This is a genomic window from Bizionia argentinensis JUB59, from assembly GCF_000224335.1.
Taxonomy (GTDB): Bacteria; Bacteroidota; Bacteroidia; order Flavobacteriales; family Flavobacteriaceae; genus Algorimicrobium; species Algorimicrobium argentinense.
Genome location: NZ_AFXZ01000067.1, coordinates 169589 through 191114 on the forward strand (window position 1 = coordinate 169589; position 21526 = coordinate 191114).

The 21526-nt window shown below is 34.2% G+C and carries 24 protein-coding genes; 17 read left to right on the top strand and 7 right to left on the bottom strand.

Annotated elements, in window-relative coordinates:
- Positions 1–73: 73 nt before the first annotated feature.
- Entirely contained in the window at positions 74–952 is an 879-nt protein-coding gene (locus BZARG_RS14385) for a DMT family transporter (RefSeq protein ID WP_008639731.1), read from the top strand.
- Positions 953–998: 46 nt separating this feature from the next.
- On the opposite strand, the gene BZARG_RS14390 is transcribed toward BZARG_RS14385, so the two are convergent.
- Together BZARG_RS14390 and BZARG_RS14395 are read right to left on the bottom strand one after the other, a co-directional pair.
- Entirely contained in the window at positions 999–3065 is a 2067-nt protein-coding gene (locus BZARG_RS14390; protein ID WP_008639820.1) for a M16 family metallopeptidase, read from the bottom strand.
- Between the two features lies 1 nt (position 3066).
- On the bottom strand, positions 3067–4386 hold the full coding sequence (locus tag BZARG_RS14395; protein WP_008639506.1) for a M16 family metallopeptidase: 1320 nt from the start codon (positions 4384–4386) through the stop codon (positions 3067–3069).
- Between the two features lie 176 nt (positions 4387–4562).
- Here BZARG_RS14395 and BZARG_RS14400 point away from each other — a divergent pair, with 176 nt between their 5' ends.
- The 3 genes from BZARG_RS14400 to rpmA all read left to right on the top strand — a co-directional run bounded on the left by BZARG_RS14400 (position 4563) and on the right by rpmA (position 6090).
- The gene (locus BZARG_RS14400) at positions 4563–5006 is read left to right on the top strand and encodes a DUF4199 domain-containing protein (protein ID WP_008639737.1); all 444 of its coding nucleotides are present in this window, start codon (positions 4563–4565) and stop codon (positions 5004–5006) included.
- Between the two features lie 102 nt (positions 5007–5108).
- Positions 5109–5795, top strand: coding sequence for a 50S ribosomal protein L21 (gene rplU / locus BZARG_RS14405; RefSeq protein ID WP_008639607.1), 687 nt, complete (start codon positions 5109–5111; stop codon positions 5793–5795).
- 34 nt (positions 5796–5829) lie between these two features.
- Positions 5830–6090, top strand: coding sequence for a 50S ribosomal protein L27 (rpmA, locus tag BZARG_RS14410; RefSeq protein ID WP_008639552.1), 261 nt, complete (start codon positions 5830–5832; stop codon positions 6088–6090).
- A gap of 52 nt (positions 6091–6142) precedes the next feature.
- Here the strand turns inward: rpmA and BZARG_RS14415 are convergent, their stop codons facing one another.
- Both BZARG_RS14415 and ahcY read right to left on the bottom strand, forming a co-directional pair.
- Positions 6143–6607: a DUF1569 domain-containing protein gene (locus BZARG_RS14415; protein WP_008639495.1), complete on the bottom strand. Its 465-nt coding sequence runs from the start codon at positions 6605–6607 to the stop codon at positions 6143–6145.
- Between the two features lie 384 nt (positions 6608–6991).
- Positions 6992–8308 carry an adenosylhomocysteinase gene (gene ahcY / locus BZARG_RS14420; RefSeq protein ID WP_008639709.1) on the bottom strand — a complete coding sequence of 439 codons (1317 nt, stop codon included), beginning with the start codon at positions 8306–8308 and terminating at the stop codon, positions 6992–6994.
- Between the two features lie 133 nt (positions 8309–8441).
- Here ahcY and BZARG_RS14425 point away from each other — a divergent pair, with 133 nt between their 5' ends.
- From BZARG_RS14425 to BZARG_RS14460, 8 genes are all read left to right on the top strand, one after another.
- Positions 8442–9074 (top strand): 4'-phosphopantetheinyl transferase family protein, encoded by a 633-nt coding sequence (locus tag BZARG_RS14425; protein ID WP_008639497.1) that lies wholly within the window; start codon positions 8442–8444, stop codon positions 9072–9074.
- A complete protein-coding gene (locus BZARG_RS14430) occupies positions 9074–9799 on the top strand; it encodes a geranylgeranylglyceryl/heptaprenylglyceryl phosphate synthase (protein WP_008639639.1) in 726 nt (241 codons plus the stop codon). Before BZARG_RS14425 ends, BZARG_RS14430 begins: the two co-directional genes overlap by 1 nt.
- Positions 9800–9891: 92 nt before the next feature.
- Positions 9892–10152, top strand: coding sequence for a thiamine-binding protein (locus BZARG_RS14435; protein WP_008639740.1), 261 nt, complete (start codon positions 9892–9894; stop codon positions 10150–10152).
- The gene (pnuC, locus tag BZARG_RS14440) at positions 10136–10768 is read left to right on the top strand and encodes a nicotinamide riboside transporter PnuC (RefSeq protein ID WP_008639460.1); all 633 of its coding nucleotides are present in this window, start codon (positions 10136–10138) and stop codon (positions 10766–10768) included. The genes BZARG_RS14435 and pnuC overlap by 17 nt, the downstream gene beginning before the upstream one ends.
- Positions 10729–11289, top strand: a complete 561-nt coding sequence (locus tag BZARG_RS14445) for an AAA family ATPase (protein ID WP_008639456.1) — start codon at positions 10729–10731, stop codon at positions 11287–11289. The genes pnuC and BZARG_RS14445 overlap by 40 nt, the downstream gene beginning before the upstream one ends.
- Positions 11290–11292: 3 nt before the next feature.
- Entirely contained in the window at positions 11293–12849 is a 1557-nt protein-coding gene (locus BZARG_RS14450; RefSeq protein WP_008639778.1) for a DUF4301 family protein, read from the top strand.
- Position 12850: 1 nt separating this feature from the next.
- Positions 12851–13255 carry an alternative ribosome rescue aminoacyl-tRNA hydrolase ArfB gene (gene arfB / locus BZARG_RS14455; RefSeq protein WP_008639717.1) on the top strand — a complete coding sequence of 135 codons (405 nt, stop codon included), beginning with the start codon at positions 12851–12853 and terminating at the stop codon, positions 13253–13255.
- A gap of 280 nt (positions 13256–13535) precedes the next feature.
- Positions 13536–15764 carry a TonB-dependent receptor gene (locus BZARG_RS14460; protein ID WP_008639748.1) on the top strand — a complete coding sequence of 743 codons (2229 nt, stop codon included), beginning with the start codon at positions 13536–13538 and terminating at the stop codon, positions 15762–15764.
- 220 nt (positions 15765–15984) lie between these two features.
- On the opposite strand, the gene BZARG_RS14465 is transcribed toward BZARG_RS14460, so the two are convergent.
- Entirely contained in the window at positions 15985–16440 is a 456-nt protein-coding gene (locus tag BZARG_RS14465) for a hypothetical protein (protein ID WP_008639786.1), read from the bottom strand.
- Between the two features lie 270 nt (positions 16441–16710).
- Between BZARG_RS14465 and greA the strand changes: the two genes are divergently transcribed.
- Together greA and BZARG_RS14475 are read left to right on the top strand one after the other, a co-directional pair.
- Positions 16711–17184: a transcription elongation factor GreA gene (greA, locus tag BZARG_RS14470; RefSeq protein ID WP_008639501.1), complete on the top strand. Its 474-nt coding sequence runs from the start codon at positions 16711–16713 to the stop codon at positions 17182–17184.
- 302 nt (positions 17185–17486) lie between these two features.
- Complete coding sequence (locus BZARG_RS14475; protein ID WP_008639615.1) at positions 17487–17876, top strand: HIT family protein; 390 nt, start codon at positions 17487–17489, stop codon at positions 17874–17876.
- Here BZARG_RS14475 and BZARG_RS14480 read toward each other — a convergent pair.
- Together BZARG_RS14480 and BZARG_RS14485 are read right to left on the bottom strand one after the other, a co-directional pair.
- Positions 17871–18224, bottom strand: coding sequence for a hypothetical protein (locus BZARG_RS14480; RefSeq protein WP_008639560.1), 354 nt, complete (start codon positions 18222–18224; stop codon positions 17871–17873). The genes BZARG_RS14475 and BZARG_RS14480 overlap by 6 nt on opposite strands.
- Before the next feature lie 2 nt (positions 18225–18226).
- Entirely contained in the window at positions 18227–19396 is a 1170-nt protein-coding gene (locus BZARG_RS14485) for a sensor histidine kinase (RefSeq protein WP_008639702.1), read from the bottom strand.
- A gap of 121 nt (positions 19397–19517) precedes the next feature.
- Here BZARG_RS14485 and BZARG_RS14490 point away from each other — a divergent pair, with 121 nt between their 5' ends.
- The 3 genes from BZARG_RS14490 (at position 19518) to aat (ending at position 21488) form a co-directional block, all read left to right on the top strand.
- Positions 19518–20387, top strand: a complete 870-nt coding sequence (locus BZARG_RS14490; protein WP_008639694.1) for a flavin reductase family protein — start codon at positions 19518–19520, stop codon at positions 20385–20387.
- Between the two features lie 22 nt (positions 20388–20409).
- A complete protein-coding gene (locus BZARG_RS14495; RefSeq protein WP_008639671.1) occupies positions 20410–20787 on the top strand; it encodes a DUF3127 domain-containing protein in 378 nt (125 codons plus the stop codon).
- A 74-nt stretch (positions 20788–20861) separates the two neighbouring features.
- A complete protein-coding gene (gene aat, locus BZARG_RS14500; protein ID WP_008639751.1) occupies positions 20862–21488 on the top strand; it encodes a leucyl/phenylalanyl-tRNA--protein transferase in 627 nt (208 codons plus the stop codon).
- Positions 21489–21526: the final 38 nt, after the last annotated feature.

Here is a 21526-nt window from a genome sequence, read left to right on the forward strand (position 1 = left end):
TTCTTTACAAATTTACTAAATATTGCCATTTATTGCATTTAAAACTCCAATTTTGTGCCTTTAACTATTTTACATGAAGGAAATTAATAGCAAGTGGTTATATTTGGTGGTGCTTTCCATGATTTGGGGAACATCGTTTATTCTTATTAAAAAATCACTTTTAGGGCTAACACCATATCAATTAGGTGCTTTACGAACTATTATCACGGGATTTTTTCTGTTAGCTGTCGGTTTTAATAAGCTTAAAACGATTGATAAGCGACAATGGAAATGGATTGGGCTTTCAGGTTTATTAGGGTCTTTCTTTCCAGCTTTTCTATTTGCTATCGCCGAAACGGAAATAGATAGTGCTGTGGCTTCCATATTAAATTCATTAGTGCCTTTGAATACTATTTTACTAGGTTTTGCTGTTTTTCGAATTGCTTCAACTAAACGTCAAGTTTTAGGTGTAATTGTCGGTTTTGTAGGGACGGCCATTCTTATTTTGAAAGGAGCAGAGTTAAATCCGGAGCAAAACTATTTGTATGCTGGTTTTATTATTATTTCAACAGTTATGTATGCTGCTAATGTGAATATTATTAAGCGGTACTTACAAGATGTAAAGCCTTTGGCTATTGCTGCGGGAAACTATGCTGTAATTAGTATACCAGCACTGATTGTTTTGTTTTTCTCCGATTTCTTTACCTCAGAAACGTTTGAGAACCCAAACTTGAAAATGGCCATGGTTTATGTAACAATTTTAGCCTTTTTTGGAACTGCTTTGGCAAAAGTACTGTTTGCTAAATTGGTGCAAATGTCTACACCTGTGTTCGCATCCTCTGTAACCTTTTTAATGCCTGTTATTGCCTTGTTTTGGGGAGTTTTAGATGGAGAAGGATTTAGTTTGTTGCAAGGATTTGGATCGTTTATTATTTTAATAGGTGTTTACTTATCTCATAAGCGTAAAAAATAAAAGCCCGAAGTTTCCTTCAGGCTTTTAAGTATCTAATCGATTTTATTTATTTGAAATCAGCATCCGAAACACCTTCGTTTACCTTCATTTCTTTTACGATTAAATCAATAGATTGTGGTCCCATTGATTGAGATATTTTGAATGGAAACTTAACGCCTTTAACTTCTTTGTAATCGCCAAATAATGTAGACGATTGTCCGTTTTCTGAAGTTTTAGTTTCTTTGATTTTTAAGCCTGTTTCAACACTGTAATAAATAGATGTTTCTTCGTCGACTTTAATCTTATAAGCATTTGCACCGTCAACCTTTTCGATTTTCTCAAGAGTAACACCGCTATTTAAGTAGTTTAATTCTGGAATAGGAGATGAATTAACTTGTGCTGCTTTAACTTGCTCTTCAGTCATCTCGGTACGTGTACCTTGCACAATTGAATAACCCGCATCACCATTTAATACTTGGATTTGTTGCGTTTGTCCCATTGCACTAACTTGTTGTTTAGATTGGTTTTTAGTAGAATTTTTCATTTCTAAATTAACCACAACACCCGGTTGCACTTCCGCTTCCGCAGAATAATAAACAGTTTTCACTTTGTTTACAGCATCTGAACCACCAACAGCATTAATATAGTTGTTAAGCACTTTGCTTGCATCCATATCAGCTGGCATTTCAATACTTGTTTCAGGCTTTTCAGTTAAGTCAGCAAATTTGCTGTAATAACGAATAGGTAAACCTACTTTTTCTAGGTTTTCTAACACTTCGCTACCATTTCCAACTACAATTATACGCGCATTCGCTGGGCGCATAAATTTGTTTGCAGCAGCCTGAACGTCTTTAATTGTTACGTCGTTTATTCTTTGAAGATATGTTTCGTAAAAATCCTTTGGTAAATTATTTAGTTTAATGTTCAGTGCATAGCTCGCAATAGTTTGCGGACGCTCTAGAGCCATTACAAAGTTACCCGTATATTTTGCTTTTACATTACGTAATACTTCAGCATCAACTGGCTCGTTATTAATACGTTTAATTTCTTTTAAAGTTTCAACAACAGAACTGTCTGTTACCGCATTTCTTACTTTAGCTGTTGTACTAAAACGAGACATACCGTAACGGTTAGCGCCAACATTAGAATAAGAACCGTACGTATAACCATTCTTTTCACGAAGATTTAAAAATAAATAACCTTCACCGCCACCACCAAGGATTTCGTTTGCTATTAACGCTGAAAAATAATCTGGATCGTTCATTTTTAACGATACATTATTTGTTACAGAAATATTGGATTGTGTAGCACCAGGTACATCAATAAAGTTAATTTGTGGTACTGGTAAACTTTCAGCTGGCTTTGGAATCGTAGACGATACACTAGCGCCAGTTTCCCATTTCTTAAAGTATTTTTTTACTTGCTTTTCAACAGTTTTAAAATCTACATCACCAATAACCACTAAATACGCTTCATTAGGATTCATGTATTGTTGGTAGTAAGCTTTGATGTTGTTGAAAGAAATGTTTTTAAGCGTTTCTTCCGTTGTAAACTCACCATAGGGATGTGTTTTTCCGTAAGATAAAGCACTACCAACACGACTTGCAATAGCGTCTGGGTTTTTGTCGCTGTTTTTTAAACTTTCAATAAGTTTATTTCTTTCAGCTTCAAATTCTTCTTCCACTAATAATGGATTCATAACGGCATCCGCCATTAATTCCAAAATACGCTCCGAGTATTTAGATAACGAACTTGCATAACCGCTACCGAAACCTAAATTAAGGCTAGCGCCTAAAAAGTCAATTTCTTCATTAAATGCATCTTTAGGAATAGATGTTGTTCCGTTTCCTAGCATAGCACCTAATACACTTGTTACACCAGCGATATCACCTTCAAAAATTGGGCTGTTATCTATACGTAAAGAATAGGAAACGCGCGGTAGTTTGTGGTTTTCTACAACTAATACTTTTAGGCCGTTTTTTAATTGAAATTCGCCAGGCTCCTCCAAAATTATTTTTGGTGCAGGTCCTGCTTTTGGTTGCTTTGATCGGTCTATCTGAGCCGAAACACTAAAAGCTATAAAAAATAGGACAACAAAAGCAGATAGTTTTGTTTTTATATTATATGTATTCATCTTATTGATCATCTTTTTTTGGTAAATATTCTATTTCTACGCGCTGATTAGTATTTAAATACTTTTTAGCCACGTTTTGTATATCTTCTCTTGTAATAGAACGGTAAATCTCTATTTCTTTATTAATCAAATTAACATCGCCATATAATAAATAGTAAGAGGCTAATGATTCTGCAATTCCAGCAATACTAGCATTTGCATTTACAAACTGATTTTCAAATTGATTTTGAAGCTTCTGGTAATCGCGTTCTGAAATTAATTCGTTTTGAAGGTTTACAATTTCTTCATCCATTTCAGATAGAATTGTTTGAAGTGGTACATCACCTAGTGGTAAAGCAAACAAAGCAAAAATATTGTAATCAACTTGTGCTAAGTTTATAGCTTGTACTGTAAGCGCTTGTTTTTGGTTGTCTACTAATTTCTTGTATAAAACTGAACTCTTACCGCCACTTAAATAGGTTGAAATCATATCCAAAATACGAGCGTCTTTAGTTGCCATTCCAGGTGCTCTGTATGCAGCAATAATTGCAGGTGTTTGAATGTTCTTATCATAGGTGGTTGCTTTAATAGTTTCAGTAATTGGCTCTTCCATAGGGAAATCACGAACTACAGCTGGACCTTTTTTAACAGCACCGAAATAATCTTTAACTAAAGATTTTGTTTTTGCCACATCAATATCACCAGCAATAACTAATACAGCGTTATTAGGAACGTAGTATTTGTTGAAAAATGCCATAAACTCCTCAAGAGTTGCAGCATCTAAATGTTCCATTTCACCAATAAGCGATCCGTTGTAAGGGTGCAATGTAAATAAGTTTTCGCCAATAGAATTTAGTAAGTTTCCATAAGGTCTGTTGTCAAGACTTTGACGTTTTTCCTCTTTTACCACTTCATTTTGCGTGTCTACACCAACTTGATCAATAACAGGGTGTAGCATACGTTCAGATTCTAACCATAAGCCTAACTCTAATTTATTAGAAGGAAATACTTCATAATAATAGGTTCTGTCTTGCATTGTGTTGGCATTAAATGTTCCGCCGTTTGCAGGAATAATTTTCATGAATTCACCACGACCAATATTCTCTGACCCTTCAAATAATAGGTGTTCAAAAAAGTGAGCGAAACCAGTACGACTTCTATCACCGTCTTTTCCACCTACATCATACATTACCGAAGTAGATACTACTGGTGCTGTATTGTCTTGATGAAGAATAACGTGCAATCCATTATCTAAATCAAATTCTTCAAATTTCACTTCTTGAGCGTTACTAGCTATTAAGGCTAGTAAACATGCAGAAAAAGTTAATAATCCTTTTTTCATATGTGTTTGTTTTTGTTAAATGACATAATATATGTCTATGTTGTAATGAAAATGTTACAGTTTTTCAAAAATAAGAAATACTTAGCGCTTTCCTGCTGATTGCTAAAAAAACATAAACAAATTATTTATTGACATAAATTTTCACGAAATTTAAGAACCACTAAAAACAATGATATATGAAGAATTTAATATTACCGGTTCGTTTTGGTTTGATAACGAGTATAGTACTTATCGCCTATTTTTTACTATTAGCACTTATTGATAAGCATACAAATCCAGTTTTTAGCTTTTTAAATGCTTTTATTACGGCTTTTGGGATTTTTGAAACGGTACGTTACTATAAATTAGAGCAAGGTGATAAATATACTTATACGGGTGGGTTTATGGCCGCTTTGACAACGGGAATTATGGCAACAGTTATTTTTACAATATTTTTTTTAGTTTATATTACAGAAATTAATAGTGATTTTTTACCGCAGCTTTTAGAAGTTGTTAATGTTGGAACACCTGTAAGTATTGGTGTAATAACGGTTGTAGTTGGAATTATGGGAATTGCAACAACCGTTATCTCGGCATTTACAGTTATGCAGTATTATAAAAAAAGTTGGAATGTTTCTTAAAATAAGTAAAAGGTTTGTAGTTTAATTATTTAGAAGTATATTTGCATCCGCTTTCCGTGAGGTTAGCAAATTTATAAACTAATTTAATAAAAACGTTACGCTATGTACGCAATTGTAGAGATAGCAGGGCATCAATTCAAAGTTGAAAAAGACCAAAAAGTTTTTGTTAATCGTTTAGCAACAGAAGAAGGTAAGGAAGTTTCTTTCGATAACGTTCTTTTAATTGCAGATGGTGACAATATAACTGTAGGCGCCCCAGCTATAAACGGAGCTCTAGTAGGAGCAAAAGTTTTAAAGCACCTTAAAGGTGATAAAGTAATCGTTTTCAAAAAGAAAAGACGTAAAGGTTACCGTGTCAAAAATGGACACAGACAAGCTTTAACTGAAATCGTAATTGAAAGCATTGTAGCTTCGGGATCAAAGCCTGTTGCTAAAACTGAAAAAGCTAAACCAGCTGAAAAAGCTGCTCCAGCTAAAAAGGAAGCGCCAAAAGCGGAAGCTAAAAAGGCTGCTCCTAAAAAATCAACCGCAAAAGCAGACGATTTAAAGAAAATTGAAGGTGCTGGACCAAAAGCTGCAGAAGCTTTGGTAAATGCAGGATTTGAAACTTTTGCTAAAATAGCTAAAGCGACACCTGAAGCATTAAGCACTGTGTTATCAGATGCAAGTTCAAGATTAGCTCACATTGTGACTGACACTTGGCCAAAACAAGCAGCTTTAGCTGCTGATGGTAAGTGGGATGAACTTAAAGAATTACAAGATAAATTAGACGGCGGAATCGAAAAATAATTTCGTTTTTATTAATAAATAAAACCTTAAGACAATGGCTCACAAAAAAGGAGTTGGTAGTTCTAAAAACGGTAGAGAATCAGAATCAAAACGCCTAGGTGTTAAGATTTTTGGTGGACAAGCTGCTATTGCTGGAAATATCATCGTAAGACAAAGAGGCAATACACATCACCCAGGTGAAAATGTGTATGGCGGAAAAGATCACACGTTACATGCTCAAGTAGACGGACTTGTGAAATTTACAAAGAAAAAAGATAACAAATCTTATGTTTCTATTGAACCTTTCGAGGCTTAAGAAACAGATTCTTTGATATATTAAAACCCTTTCTGGCAACAGAGAGGGTTTTTTATTTGGCCATAATCTCGTTTATAATCTTCACGTGATGATTTGTATGTAATTCTAAAAAACGATAAATCTTTGGTTTGTTAATGTCTCCAAACATGGGATGCTTAAAAAACGCATTTTTATCTAAATCAGGTAGGGCTTTAATAAGTATTTTAGATTGCTCCAGTTGATTTATAAGGTCTTCTTCTAAAATTATTTCGGGCGGTTTTACATTTTTTGGTGCTTGTGCTTTTCCCCTTGGAAAAAAGCCTAAAGAGAAAAATAATTTCCCTAAAAAACTGAAATTATTTTTATATAAAGAAGAATCTGAAGTCTGAAGGGTTTTAATTACCCCATTAATTACCTTAAAGCTATGATCTATATGCCATGCAACATTTGCTTTGGAAACTTTTGAGTTTGCCATATCGCGGTTTTCAATATTATTTTCTAAAATATTTATTAAATTATCTATTTTTTGTGAACTCATAAATGACGTTTTAAGTAAACCAAGTTACGATTTTAGAATTATTGTAGGTGTGTATTGATATGAGGTTTTTATTTAAAAAAGAACCTTTTTTTTAAAGACTTCTCAGTCCGGATGCTTCGGGATAAAACCTGTGAGGTCTGGATCAAAATTGTTTATTTAGAGATATGCTCGTGATAGGGATTACTCATGTATTTCTACTTTAATAAATAAGAAATCGTGAATGCTGTGCATTTGTAACGACATCCTTTTTTGAGGCAGGATAAAAAGATATAGTGGAAGGCGTGTTGCTACGTAGCTTTTGTGAAGTGGCAATTGCCCAAAAAAAATCCCAAACATTGCTGCTTGGGATTTTTAATATGAGATTCCTGCCTTCGCAGGAATTTGTTAGTATCTGTAGTATTCCGGCTTATAAGGACCAGCAACATCAACACCAATATATTTGGCTTGATCTTCTTTAAGTTCCGTAAGCTCCACGCCAATTTTTTCTAGGTGCAATTTAGCTACTTTTTCGTCTAAATGCTTTGGTAACATATACACATCGTTTTCGTAAGCGTCTTTGTTTTTCCAAAGTTCAATTTGCGCCAACGTCTGGTTTGTAAAAGAGTTACTCATTACAAAACTTGGGTGACCTGTTGCACAACCTAAATTAACTAAACGACCTTGCGCTAAAAGAATAACGTCTTTTCCGTTTATAGTATATTTGTCAACTTGTGGTTTGATAACGTCTTTGGTATTACCATGGTTTTTGTTTAACCAAGCCATATCGATTTCATTATCAAAGTGTCCGATGTTACATACAATTGTTTTGTCTTTCATAGCTTCAAAATGTTCGCTACGAACGATATCTTTATTTCCTGTTGTAGTAATAACAATATCTGCATTAGCAACAACCGTTTCTAGTTTCTTAACTTCAAAACCGTCCATGGCCGCTTGAAGCGCACATATAGGATCGATTTCTGTAACGGTTACAATGCTTCCAGCACCTTTAAAAGAAGCAGCAGTACCTTTACCAACATCGCCGTAACCACAAACAACAACGCGTTTTCCAGCTAACATAATATCTGTTGCACGACGAACGGCATCAACTGCACTTTCTTTACAACCGTATTTATTATCGAATTTCGATTTAGTAACCGAATCATTCACATTAATGGCAGGCATTGGTAATGTTCCAGCTTTTACACGCTCGTATAAACGGTGAACACCGGTAGTCGTTTCTTCAGAAAGACCATTAATTCCAGCAGCTAATTCTGGGTATCTATCTAAAACCATATTGGTTAAATCGCCACCATCATCTAAAATCATGTTTAAAGGTTTGCGGTCTTCGCCAAAAAATAAGGTTTGTTCAATACACCAATCAAACTCTTCTTCGGTCATGTCTTTCCATGCGTACACAGCCGTTCCTGCTTCTGCAATAGCTGCAGCAGCCTGATCTTGTGTCGAGAAAATATTACAAGAACTCCAAGTAACTTCTGCGCCTAAAGCTTGTAGTGTTTCAATTAAAACAGCCGTTTGGATAGTCATATGTAAACATCCTGCAATACGTGCACCTTTCAATGGTTGTTCGTTTTTGTACTCTTCACGAAGACTCATTAGTCCTGGCATTTCTGCTTCGGCTAAATTCATCTCTTTTCTTCCCCAAGCCGCAAGCGACATATCTTTTACCTTATTCGGTATATAAGTAACAGTTTTTGTAGTCATAATAATTTTTTTCTAATTTTTTTAAAGTCTAACAACTTTGGCAATAGGACATAAAATAGTTAAATTCGCTTGTCATAATTGTCAAACCTGCCTTAAGCATTGCAAAGATAACTAATAACTTTTAGAAAATTAAATGCCGCTTTATAAAACCCTTAATCCCAACTCACAAACTACTGTTAAAATCTGGAAGATAGAGGAGTCGTATGATGACTTGATTCAGCCTATTAGTCTAAAACCAGAAAGTTTAAAGCGTGTTTTAGGTATGAAAAGTGAACTGCACCAGCGTGGATTTTTAAGTGTTAGGCATTTGCTAGCGGAGTTTGGTTATACGGATTCCGATTTGTTTTATGATGAAAATGGGAAACCACATTTAAAAGACGGAAAGCATATTTCCATTACGCATTCTTTTACGTTTTCAGGGGTTGTTGTTAGTGATTGTGAAGTTGGTATTGACATTGAAAAGCAGCGCGATAAAATTGGTGTTATTGCCCATAAATTCATGGATTATGAAAGTCAGTATTTGAATACTGATTGTACAGATTATATTAGAAAACTAACCGTTATTTGGTGTGTTAAAGAATCGCTTTATAAATTATTTGCCACACCAGGTTTAAGCTTTTTACAGCATACTTTAGTCATTCCGTTTGAAATAGAAGACTGTGAAACTATTGCTTGGATAGATTACAACAATAGAAAATATGATTATCAAACAACGTTTTTAGAATTCGAAGGTTTTACATGCGCTTTTGCCTTACCAAAGTCCTAATGAAAGCGGTTTATAAAAATATAACTCAGTCTTTTTCTAATAATGAAAAATTATTAGCCGTTTTAATCGATCCCGATAAAATGGATTTAAGTCATGTGCCTGGTTTTATTAAGAAAGCAAACCTATCTATTGCCACACATATATTTGTAGGCGGAAGTGAAGTCGAAGAACAGCTCACGGATAAGTTAGTACAAGAAATTAAGAAACACACAAAGTTACCAATCGTTTTATTTCCTGGTGATGTCTCTCAAATAACGAACCATGCAGATGCTATTTTATTTTTATCATTAATTTCTGGAAGAAATCCTGATTATTTAATAGGTAAGCATGTACAAGCGGTTTCCAAATTGAAAAACTCTACGATGGAAATTATTCCAACAGGTTATTTGCTCATTGAAAATGGGAAACAAACGGGGGTACAGCGTGTAACAGAAACGAAGCCGCTACAAAATGAAAATATTCAATTGATTGCTGATACTGCCAAAGCTGGCGAATTACTCGGTATGAAATTAATTTATTTAGAAGCGGGTAGTGGTGCTTTAAAACCTGTTTCTTCAGAAATAATAAACGCGGTAAAAACAGATGTTAATTTACCAATAATTGTCGGCGGCGGTATTCGAAGTGTAAAACAAATGAAACAAGCTTATCAAGCTGGAGCCGATATGGTCGTGATAGGAACCGCTTTTGAAGATGATGAAACGTTTTTTCAAGAACTTCAAAATTGATTGTGGCACCTCGAGCAGAGTTTAGAGATAGAAAAACTAAAATAATAATAATTACAAAATAGATCACCGCTTTTGCGACAAGACAAATAAATATGAAAATATCAGTAGAATTAACCTTAACGCCATTGCATGATGACTATGAACCAGCCATCATTCATTTTATTAAAAAATTACGAGCGTCAGATTTAACCGTTCTTGAAAACCCTTTAAGCACACAAGTTTATGGCGATTATGATGCAGTTATGCATTTACTAACTGTAGAAATTAAAGAAGCTTTTCAACTTATTGAGCGTGGTTTGCTTCATATGAAAATTGCAAAATCGGACAGACAGGATTATGAACCTCATTTTTGATTATTTATTCGGTCAGTACAGTACGTACGATACTTTAGATATTGTTTTAGAAATCATAGCCGTTATTTTCGGTTTTATGTCGGTTTGGTACTCTAAACAGAATCATATTTTTGTTTTTCCCACAGGTATTATTAGCACAGCTATTTTTGTATATCTATTGTTAAAATGGGGCTTACTTGGCGATATGATGATTAATATCTACTATTTTACCATGAGTATTTATGGTTGGTATATTTGGACGCGAAAAGTGGATGACACACATGAAACGCCTATTACTTTAACCACTAAAAAAGATAGACAAATTTCAGTTGGTATTTTTATTGCTGCCATTATTGCTGTCATTATAATCTATACGATTTTTGATAAATGGTCAGGATTTGTGTCTTATGTAGATATTTTAACAACAGCCATATTTTTCGTCGGTATGTGGCTTATGGCCAAGCGAAAAGTAGAGAACTGGATTTTCTGGATTATAGGCGATATTATTTCAGTGCCTTTATATTTTTATAAAGGATTTACCTTTACAAGCCTGCAGTATTTAGGCTTTACAGTTTTAGCAATTTATGGTTATATAGCATGGAAAAAACACTTAAACAAAGAGACAGTAATTGCTTGAAAATTGTTTTGTTTGGCCCGGAATCGACGGGAAAAACCGTTTTAGCTAAAAAACTAGCTGCTCATTATAATACGCTTTGGGTGCCTGAATTTTCAAGAATTTATGCCGAAAAGAAGGCGCAAAAGAATGAGGTTCTAACCCAAGATGATGTATTGCCAATAGCAGAAGGTCAGATGGCATTGGAAAATAAATTGACTTTAGAAGCCAATAAGTTACTAATTTGCGATACCGATCTATTAGAAACAAAAGTTTATGGTGAAGCTTATTATCAGGGTTTTACTTCGGAAGCATTAGATAGATTTGCATCGGAAAATTACTATAATCTTTATTTTTTGACTAATATTGATCTTCCTTGGGAATCTGACGGCATTCGCGATAAACCACATGAACGAGAATCGATGTTTCGAGCGTTCCAAAACGCTTTGGAATCACATAAAAAACCCTATGTCTTATTAGAAGGAGATATGACTAATCGTTTTATAACTGCCGTATCGCATATTGATGAATTATTAAAAAAATAACGCATGACTTTTTCCGAAAAAGACATAGAGCAAATACAGCTTAAAGGTTTAAAAGTAGAACAGGTTAATCAGCAATTAAAAAAATTTGTTACCGGTTTACCATTTTCAAATTTGGTTGCTGCCGCGACTGTTAATCATGGTGTTTTACGCCTTGACGTTACTGAAATTGATGAAATAATTTCATTATTTAATAAAAAGAAAGATCATTTTAATATTATAAAATTTGTTCCAGCTTCCGGCGCTGCTACACGTATGTTTAAGTTTTTATTTCAGTTTTTGGAGGAGTATGATCCAGCTGAAGAAACTATCAATTCCTATTTAAACAACCGTGACGCAAAAGATTTGCATATTTTCTTCGTTGGATTAGAGAAATTTCCTTTTTACCATGAGGTTATGGAACTTTTAAATAAAACCTATCCTGAATTTTCAGAACTTGATGTCAGTTATCGAACGCAGTTATTTGTAAAGGCAATGCTGGATAAAGATGGCTTAAATTATAGTGATTTCCCCAAAGGGCTTTTACCTTTTCATGAGTATAAAAATCAAATTGTGTCAACCGCTTTTGAAGAGCATTTGTTTGAATCTGCTTTGTACGCATCCTGTAATAAACAAGCTAAATTACATTTCACGATTTCTGAAATTCATAAAGATAAATTTAGTCAAGAGTTTGAGAGAATTGAAGATAAAGTTGAGCGTAAAACAAACTCACAATTTGATATTACGTACTCTTACCAAAAAGCGAGTACGGATACTATTGCGGTAACGATGGAAAATAAACCTTTCCGTTTGGAAAATGGTGAATTGCTATTTCGCCCATCCGGTCATGGTGCATTAATTGAAAATTTAAACGATTTAGATGCCGATATCATTTTTATCAAAAACATTGATAATGTCGTCGTTTATAAATACAAGGAAGAGGTAGCTAAAAACAAAAAGATTTTAGGAGGCATTCTTATAACACTTCAACAACAGGCATTTCAATATTTAAATAAAATTGAAGCAGGTAATTTAAGCCATAAAGAAATTATAATTATTGCCGAATTCTTATCACGTAAATTACAAGTGAATATTTCATCAGAATTTGAAAAATATGCCAAAAAGTATCAGATTGAATACCTTCACGATAAATTAAATAGACCAATTCGCGTGTGTGGAATGGTTAAAAATGAGGGAGAACCTGGTGGTGGTCCATTTTGGGTTAAAGATGAAGCCGGTACAGTTTCACTTCAAATTGTAGAGTCGGCACAAATTAATCAAAAGGATAAGGAGCAAAAAAGTATATTAAAAAGCGCAACTCATTTTAATCCTGTCGACTTGGTTTGTGGTGTTAAAGATTATAAAGGAAATAAATTCGATCTGACTGAATTCGTTGACCATAATACGGCATTTATATCTAAAAAAACGCGTTTAGGAAAAGAGTTGAAAGCTCTAGAGATTCCAGGTTTATGGAATGGTAGTATGGCGAATTGGAATACTATTTTTGTTGAAGTACCGCTAATTACTTTTAACCCTGTTAAAACGGTTAACGATTTACTAAAATCACCGCACCAAATAAAATAATATGTTTGATGCCGCCTTTCTTATAACGGAATTATCATTTAAAGCAACTAGAAGCTCGGGTGCTGGCGGTCAGCATGTGAATAAAACGTCCTCTAAAGTAGTTTTGAATTGGGATTTACCAAATTCACAAGTCTTTTCAGAAAGACAAAAAGAACGCCTTCAAAAAAGCTTACGTAATCGTTTAACAATGGAAGGTGTTTTAATTTTAAGTAGCGAAGAAAGTCGGAGTCAGCATAAGAATAAAGACTTGGTTATCAAACGCTTTTTAGAATTGATTAGGCAAGGACTTATTGTGCCTAAAAAACGAAGACCAACAAAAGTTCCAAGATCTGTAAAGCTCAAACGACTTTCCAATAAGAAAAAGCAAGCGGATAAAAAGACGAATAGGAAACCACCTGAAATATAGCTGATGGTTTTTAGCCACTATTTTATATACTGCTTTTGATAAAACAAATATTCTTCATTCGTGTTTTTTAAACCGAAAAACTAGACTACCTTTGCGGCGTTCTCATAAAGGGGTGCCCAAAACGGCTGAGATCATACCCATTGAACCTAGAACAGATAATGCTGTTTAGGAAAAACACAAACTTTTGTGATGTTGTACTTTGTAATAAAGTGTAGCAGCAAAAACAATTAATTTTAATCAGAATAATCACCTCTTTTTATTCGCTAAATTTATTTATCGGATGAAATTTTTATTCAACAACGCGTCAATTTTTCGCTGGCAACATTTTCAAAAAGTAAGTTTACTCTCCATTTTTTTAACGTCTTCAATTGTTGGTTTTGCACAAGAAAAACTAAAGGATTCCACAAAGCTGGAAACTTTAGACGAGGTTTTAGTGCGCGCAGTACGTGTGAAGGCAGATTCACCTATTACACATTCCAATCTTTCAAAAGAAGATATTCAAGAACGTAATTTAGGGCAAGATATTCCTATTTTATTAAACTTTTTACCATCTGTTGTAACCACTACAGATGCTGGTGCAGGCGTTGGTTATACTGGTATTCGGGTGCGTGGAATTAATGCACAATCTACCAATGTAACCATTAATGGTATCCCTTATAACGATTCGGAATCGCTAGGGACGTTTTGGGTTAATTTAAACGACTTTGCTTCATCAGTTGAAAGTTTACAGTTACAACGAGGTGTAGGAACATCAACCAACGGTTCTGGAGCTTTTGGCGCGAGTGTTAATGTGCTAACGGATGCGGTTTCAAAAGAGGCATATGGCGAGTTATCTAACTCTTTTGGGAGTTTTAATACACGTAAACATACCATGAAATTTAGTACAGGTTTACTGGATGATCGTATTGAATTTGCTGGACGTTTATCGAATATTAAATCGGATGGTTATATTGATCGCGCCACATCTAATTTAAAATCCTATTTCCTACAAGGATCTTATAAAACCGACAATACCTTAATAAAAGCAATTACATTTTCTGGTAAAGAAGTCACATACCAATCATGGAATGGTTTGGAAGATAAGGACAAATTAAAAAATGATAGAACCTATAACACCGCTGGAGAATACACCGATGAAAATGGCGATATCCAGTTTTATGAAAATGAAGTAGACGATTATCAGCAAGACCATTATCAGTTGCACTGGAATCAACGTTTTGATAATAATTGGTCTACCAATATGGCTCTAAATTATACAGCCGGTCATGGTTATTTCGAGCAATATAAGGAAGACGCCTCTTTTGCCGATTATGGACTTAATGATGTAACCATTGGTAGTGAAACCATTTTGGAAACGGATTTGGTTCGCCGCCGTTGGTTAGATAATAATTTCTATGTTGTAAATGCCAATGCCAATTATAAAAAGAATGCTGCTGATTTGCTTTTTGGAGGTTCTTATAGCTATTATAATGGCGATCATTTTGGTGAAATTATCTGGTCGCAATTTGCCAGTAATAGTATGAATACGGATCGTTATTACGATAATAAAGGGACTAAAACAGATATTAATTTCTTCGGAAAAGGAACTTTTAAGTTGAATGATAAAATGAGTCTGTTTGCCGACTTACAAATACGATTAGTTGATTATGAAATTAATGGAATAAACTCTTATATGACGCTACTTCAAGTAGACGAAAACTACACGTTTTTTAATCCGAAAGCAGGAATTAACTATAAGTTCAATGCTGAAAACAGCATGTATTTCTCGTATGCCCGTGCTAACCGTGAACCTAGTCGTGATGATTTTGAAAATAATGCAGACGTTAAGCCGGAACAGTTAAATGATTTCGAGTTAGGCTGGCGCCATGATAAGCAAGCATTCCGAATTAATGTCAATGCCTACTATATGTTGTATAATGAGCAGTTAATACTTACTGGAGACCTCGATCAGTCGGGCAGTCCTATTCGGACTAATAGTGGTGACAGTTACCGTTTAGGTTTGGAAATAGAAGCGGCTGTTCAGTTAGGTGAAAAATGGAGTTTACAGCCTAGTGTTACTTGGAGTTCCAATAAAAATAAGGAAACGATTACGGAAATTGATGGAAGCTTGGTGAATTTAGGACAAACGTCTATTTCGTTTTCACCAGAGTGGATTGCATCGAATGCGATAACATTTCAACCTATAAATAATTTACAGCTAACACTATTAAGTAAGTTTGTTGGCGATCAATTTATGAGTAACACGGAAGCAAAAGCATCTAAATTGGATAATTATTTTATAAATGATTTTAATATTAATTATGAAATTAAAACGAATCGTATTTTAAAATCTATCTTATTTTCAGGATTGGTGAATAACATATTTAATGTAAAATATGCCTCTAATGGTTTTTATTACACATATGATGATGATTATTCAAACCCACCTCAGGTAACCACAATTCATGGTGCTGGTTTTTACCCGCAATCAACAACTAATTTCTTGTTGGGAATGACTTTGAAGTTTTAGAATTCCTGCCTGTCGGCAGATAGGCGAAAACAGAGATCTCTATTTCTAGTAAGTCAACCGTCAGTTCTAGTGGAATCAAAAAGTTTTATATTTCATTAACATATTAGTTTGCAATAACACTTAAACTGACAATTTTCTAAACTCAAAAAACTGCTTGAAACTTATAATGGTTCCAAGCAGTTTTTGTTTGTAAGCTTTTTTAAGAAGAATAAATAAACTTCTAATTATTATAAACTCGAATAATGTTTCCAGTTTTTTCAACGTAATAACGCTTTAAACCATAACGTCCAGTTGTGCCCTCTTGAGGTTGGCCTGTTAGAATATCATAGGATTTAGCATCATCACAATTACAAGTCGCTATAACACCAGTAACGGTTAATTTTGAGCAATCACGGATAACGTGATTGGGATCAGTTAATTCAAAAGCACTATAATTATTTCCGCCTGCATAAAACACTACCACACCATTAATACCGTATGTGTTACTCAATATTATAAAGTTGTTAGGGAACTCCATATCGTTATACTGCGGTAAATTGGTGTTGATTAAAGAGCCTGTATCAAATTGATAATCTGGTATAAACTCATTTTGCCGTACGTTGTCATCATTTTTACTGCAAGACGTAAATATGAAAGTAATACAAGCGAGGAGCGATAGGTATTTTATAATTTTCATAACTGATTGTTTTTTAGGTGCAATTTACAACAAAAAGTGAAGTTCGTAAAACTTCGTTTCTTAACGTCTTTTGTAAGATTTCTATTCAAAAGGATTATGAGCAAGCTACTTATCATATTATTAACAATTCTTAAACTTATAGAAATCAAAAAAATTGTGTAGCTTTGTATTCATATCTCGTGGAAGCGGGATTTTTGTATGCTGAACAGATTTGGTGCTAGCTAATATTTGTTTTCAGCATTTTTTATTATTATTATAAATCATAAAATTATGAGTAAAATATCTTATTACACCGCCGAGGGGTTAAAGAAATTACGTGATGATCTGCGCCAATTAAAGGATGTTGAGCGCTCAAAAGCATCACAAGCTATTGGAGAAGCTAGAGATAAAGGAGATTTAAGTGAAAACGCTGAATATGATGCCGCCAAAGAAGCACAAGGTATGTTAGAAATGAGAATTTCGAAACTAGAAGGTGTTTTAGCTGGAGCACGCCTTATTGATGAATCGCAATTAGACCTAACGAAAGCTTTGGTGCTTTCTAAAGTGAGAATTAAAAACCAAACCAATGGTGTGGAAGTTATATATACATTGGTTGCCGATGGTGAAGCAGATTTAGCTTCAGGTAAAATATCGGTTAACTCTCCAATTGGAAAAGGTTTGCTAGGCAAATCGGTTGGCGATGTTGCCGAAGTGCACGTGCCAAGTGGGATCATTAAGTTTGATGTTCTAGAAATATCTAGATAAAATTCCTACGTCTACCTGTCAGTTAACATGAAAGTAGGTAAACTGAAAATTAGTGAAGCTAATCTGCTAATAAAGTAGAAATAGCCGCTGTTTTAACACACGATCTCCGGAAAAAAAGTATTCAATATACTAACAGCGACATGTTAATCCAACATGTCGCTGTTTTTTTATACCATAACCCTAACTTTATTTTGGTTCTTAAGCGTATTTCATTTACTTATAATTTGTAAAAATTTGGTATGGATGATTCTTTGCATGTCAGGAATCTTGTTATATTTACAGGTATATCAATAATAGAAGCTATGGCATCACTATTTACAAAAATTATTAATGGCGAAGTTCCGTGTTATAAAATTGCGGAAACAGACGATTATTTCGCATTTTTAGATATTAACCCCAATGCTAAAGGACATACACTCTGTATTCCTAAGCAGGAAGTAGATAAATTATTTGATTTAGATGAGGTAGGTTATCACGGTTTGATGGAGTTTTCCAGACAAATTGCATTGGCTATAGAAAAAGCAGTGCCTTGCAAACGTGTGGGAATGACAGTTATAGGATTGGAAGTACCACATGCACATGTGCATTTAATTCCACTAAACTCAATGGATGATGCTCGATTTATGACTAAAGAAACATTAACGGAACAAGATTTTGAAGCGGTTGCTGAAGCTATTCGAGCCCACTTATAAATTAGTAAGGTATATAGTTACAGCAATAGCAATTACTATAATTCCAACTAGAGTGCCAATGGCAATATAAGCAGATCTTTTTAGTTTTAAAGATGCTTTTTTAGGTTCAAATGCGCGTTGGTGATAATCAAAAACACGATCAATATCATCTGTCCAGTTTATGGGGTATATAGCTGTTTCACAGGTTTTACAAAATAACTGATGAGCAGTTTCACTAGTTAATGTTTTGTAAAAACGTGTGTCCTTAAATTTTTGCTTAAAAGTAAGTTGCAAACCATTAGTGTTATAACACTCTGGGCAGTTATTATTAATAGCAACTTCTTTAATAGTAATAAATTGATCGTCCATACTTAAATAGATTTAAAAACGATTTGCATGCTGGTTCCTTTATCAATTTCAGATTCAAGCACATGAATTTTACCATTATGGAATTCTTCTATAATACGCTTGGCTAACGATAAACCTAATCCCCAACCCCGTTTTTTAGTTGTAAATCCAGGTTCAAAGATACGTTTAAATTGCGTTCTAGAAAGCCCTTTTCCACTATCTATAATGGTTATTTTTACGTTGTCTTCTAATTGGGAGATCTGGATAATTAATTTGCCTTTTCCACGCATAGCATCTATAGCATTTTTCACTATATTTTCAATTGTCCAGCTGTACAGCTGCTTATTTAATTGGACATAAATAGGATTTTCAGGAACTGATATTTCAAATTGAATGAGTTTGGATGACCGTGTTTTTAAATAATCGTAAGACTCTAAAGTTTCGGCTACAATATCTGCTTTTTCTAATTTTGGCAAAGAACCAATTTTACTAAAGCGCTCGGTAATAGTTTGCAAGCGACTAATGTCTTTTTCTATTTCAGTTATATATTCAGGATTAACGTGTTCTATTTTTAAAATTTCCGTCCAACCAATTAAAGAGGATAATGGCGTACCAATTTGATGTGCAGTTTCCTTGGCCATACCAGACCATAATTTGTTTTGAGTGGCAATTTTTGTGCTTCGGTAAAAGAAATATGCAACCGCCCCAAATAATATGATAATGAGTAGGAGTGCGAGAGGATAATATTTTAGTTTAGTTATTAAGGGTGAGTTGCCATAATATAGATAACCATCATGTACTTTTTGATTCGTTTTGGGGTCAATATAAGAAAATTCAATAGGTACATTTTCAGCTGTTAATTGTTCTATTAGTTTTTTTGTACTCGTTTCATTTTTCAGGCTTTTATCTTCTATATTATTAGTTAATCCAACGGCTCCAGCTTTATCTACAACAATAATTTTGTTGTCATTTGCACTGATTAAAACACGGGCAACCATTGGGTTTACATCATCTTCTAACATGTTTTTTTGAAATTCAATTTGAGCATATGCCCAGATATCCATTTTCTGTCGTTGTTCTTCTTTAAAATATTGAAAGAACACAAAAGTGTTCCACAGAATAAGGGATATAATAACAAAACTGGCGGCAACAATAATCCAATGAGTAAGGTTTCGGTATTTATAAAAAAGCATAGGTATAGTTTGTAATGTCAATATAATGGAAATCTGTTAATAATATTGTGTGAGATGCCTAGCAAATCGTTTTTAGTTCATTCTTAGATTAATTACATTTGTACAAAATTATAAAGTACCCATGATTTCATACGAACCTAATCAGTTATCAACAGGCAAGTTGCATAGTTATTTGTTAAGTGCCGTAGCGCCAAGGCCTATAGCTTTTGCTAGTACGATTGATGCGGATGGAAATCCAAATTTATCGCCATTTAGTTTTTTTAATGTTTTTAGTGCAAATCCGCCGATTATGGTTTTTTCACCAGCACGTCGTGTTCGTGATAATACGACTAAACATACATTAGAAAATATATTAGCAACTAAAGAAGTCGTGATAAATGTGGTGAGTTTTGATATGGTTCAGCAAATGTCATTAAGTAGTACAGATTATCCTATAGGCGTAAATGAATTTGAAAAGGCTGGTTTTAATATGTTGAAATCGGATATTGTAAAACCATTTCGTGTTGCAGAATCGCCTGTTCAGTTTGAATGCAAGGTAAATGATATTATTCATCTTGGAACAGAAGGTGGCGCTGGAAATTTAATAATTTGCGAAGTTGTAAAATTACACATCGAAGAGGATGTTTTAGATGAAAATGATCAAATTAATCAAGAGAAATTGGATCTAGTATCTCGTGCTGGTGGAAGTTATTACAGCCGCGCTAAAAATGGCTTTTTTGAAATTCCGAAGCCATTAACAACATTAGGAATTGGTGTAGATGTTATGCCAGATCATGTAAAAAATAGCATGATTTTAACAGGGAACCAATTAGGTATGTTAGGTAATGTAGAGAAATTGCCAACAGCCGAAGCTGTAAAGGAATTTTTGGAAACGGTTAGTCAGAACCATCCAAATATTAAGGAAGCTTCACACAGAAATAAACATAAATTGGCACAAAACTATTTAAGCTTCGGCGATTTAGATAGTGCCTGGAAAATATTATTATCATAACACAGAAAATCAAATTTTAACAATGGAAGTACAAGGAAGAATTAAAGTTATTGGTGAAACTCAATCGTTTGGTAGCAATGGCTTTAGAAAAAGAGAAGTAGTCGTTACAACAGAAGAGCAGTACCCACAAACTATAATGGTTGAATTTGTTCAAGATAAAACGGATTTATTAAACAGCTATCAAGTAGGACAGCAAGTAAAAATAAATATTAACTTACGCGGTAGAGAATGGGTTAACCCACAAGGTGAAACTAAATATTTTAACTCTATTCAGGGATGGCGTATTGAAGTAGCTCAAGCAGATGCTTCAAGTCCAGAAATGCCACCTGTTCCACCAGCACAAGCTTTTGAGCCTGCTAGCGATTTGAACGAAGAAGATAACGACGATTTACCATTTTAATTAGTGACTAATCACGTATAATAAACCTCAACGTTTTACTGCGTTGAGGTTTTTGATTTTTAAGATTAAAATTTATGCAATTTCTCAATCAAGATTTATGGTTTCCCGATGTTAGCCAATCTGATGCCGATGGTTTTTTGGCTATGGGTAGCGATTTATCTGTTGAGCGCTTACTCCTCGCCTATAAATCAGGGATATTTCCGTGGTTTGAAGCCGGACAGCCTGTTTTGTGGTGGTCGCCAGATCCACGATTTGTATTATTTCCAGAGAAGTTGAAAGTTTCTAAAAGTATGAAACAGGTGTTGCGAAATGCTGATTTTACCGTTTCAATAAATCAAGATTTTAATCAGGTTATTACGGAATGTTCACGAGTAAAACGATCTGGTCAAGCTGGCACTTGGATTACAGATAGTATGATTGCTGCTTATAATGAACTGCATATAACAGGTTATGCCAAATCGGTAGAAGTATGGCAAAACGATGAATTGGTGGGCGGATTCTATGGAATAGATTTAGGAAACGGCATTTTTTGTGGCGAAAGTATGTTTGCTAAGGTCAGCAATGCTAGTAAAGTGGCTTTTATAACCTTTATCCAAAACACTAATTATAAGTTAATTGATTGCCAGGTTTACACCAATCATTTGGAAAGATTGGGTGCGGAAGAGATTGCTAGAGAATCGTTTTTGGCGTATTTAAAGTAATTTTAGTCTAGTTTGGCAAAATTCCTGTTGTAGCCCGC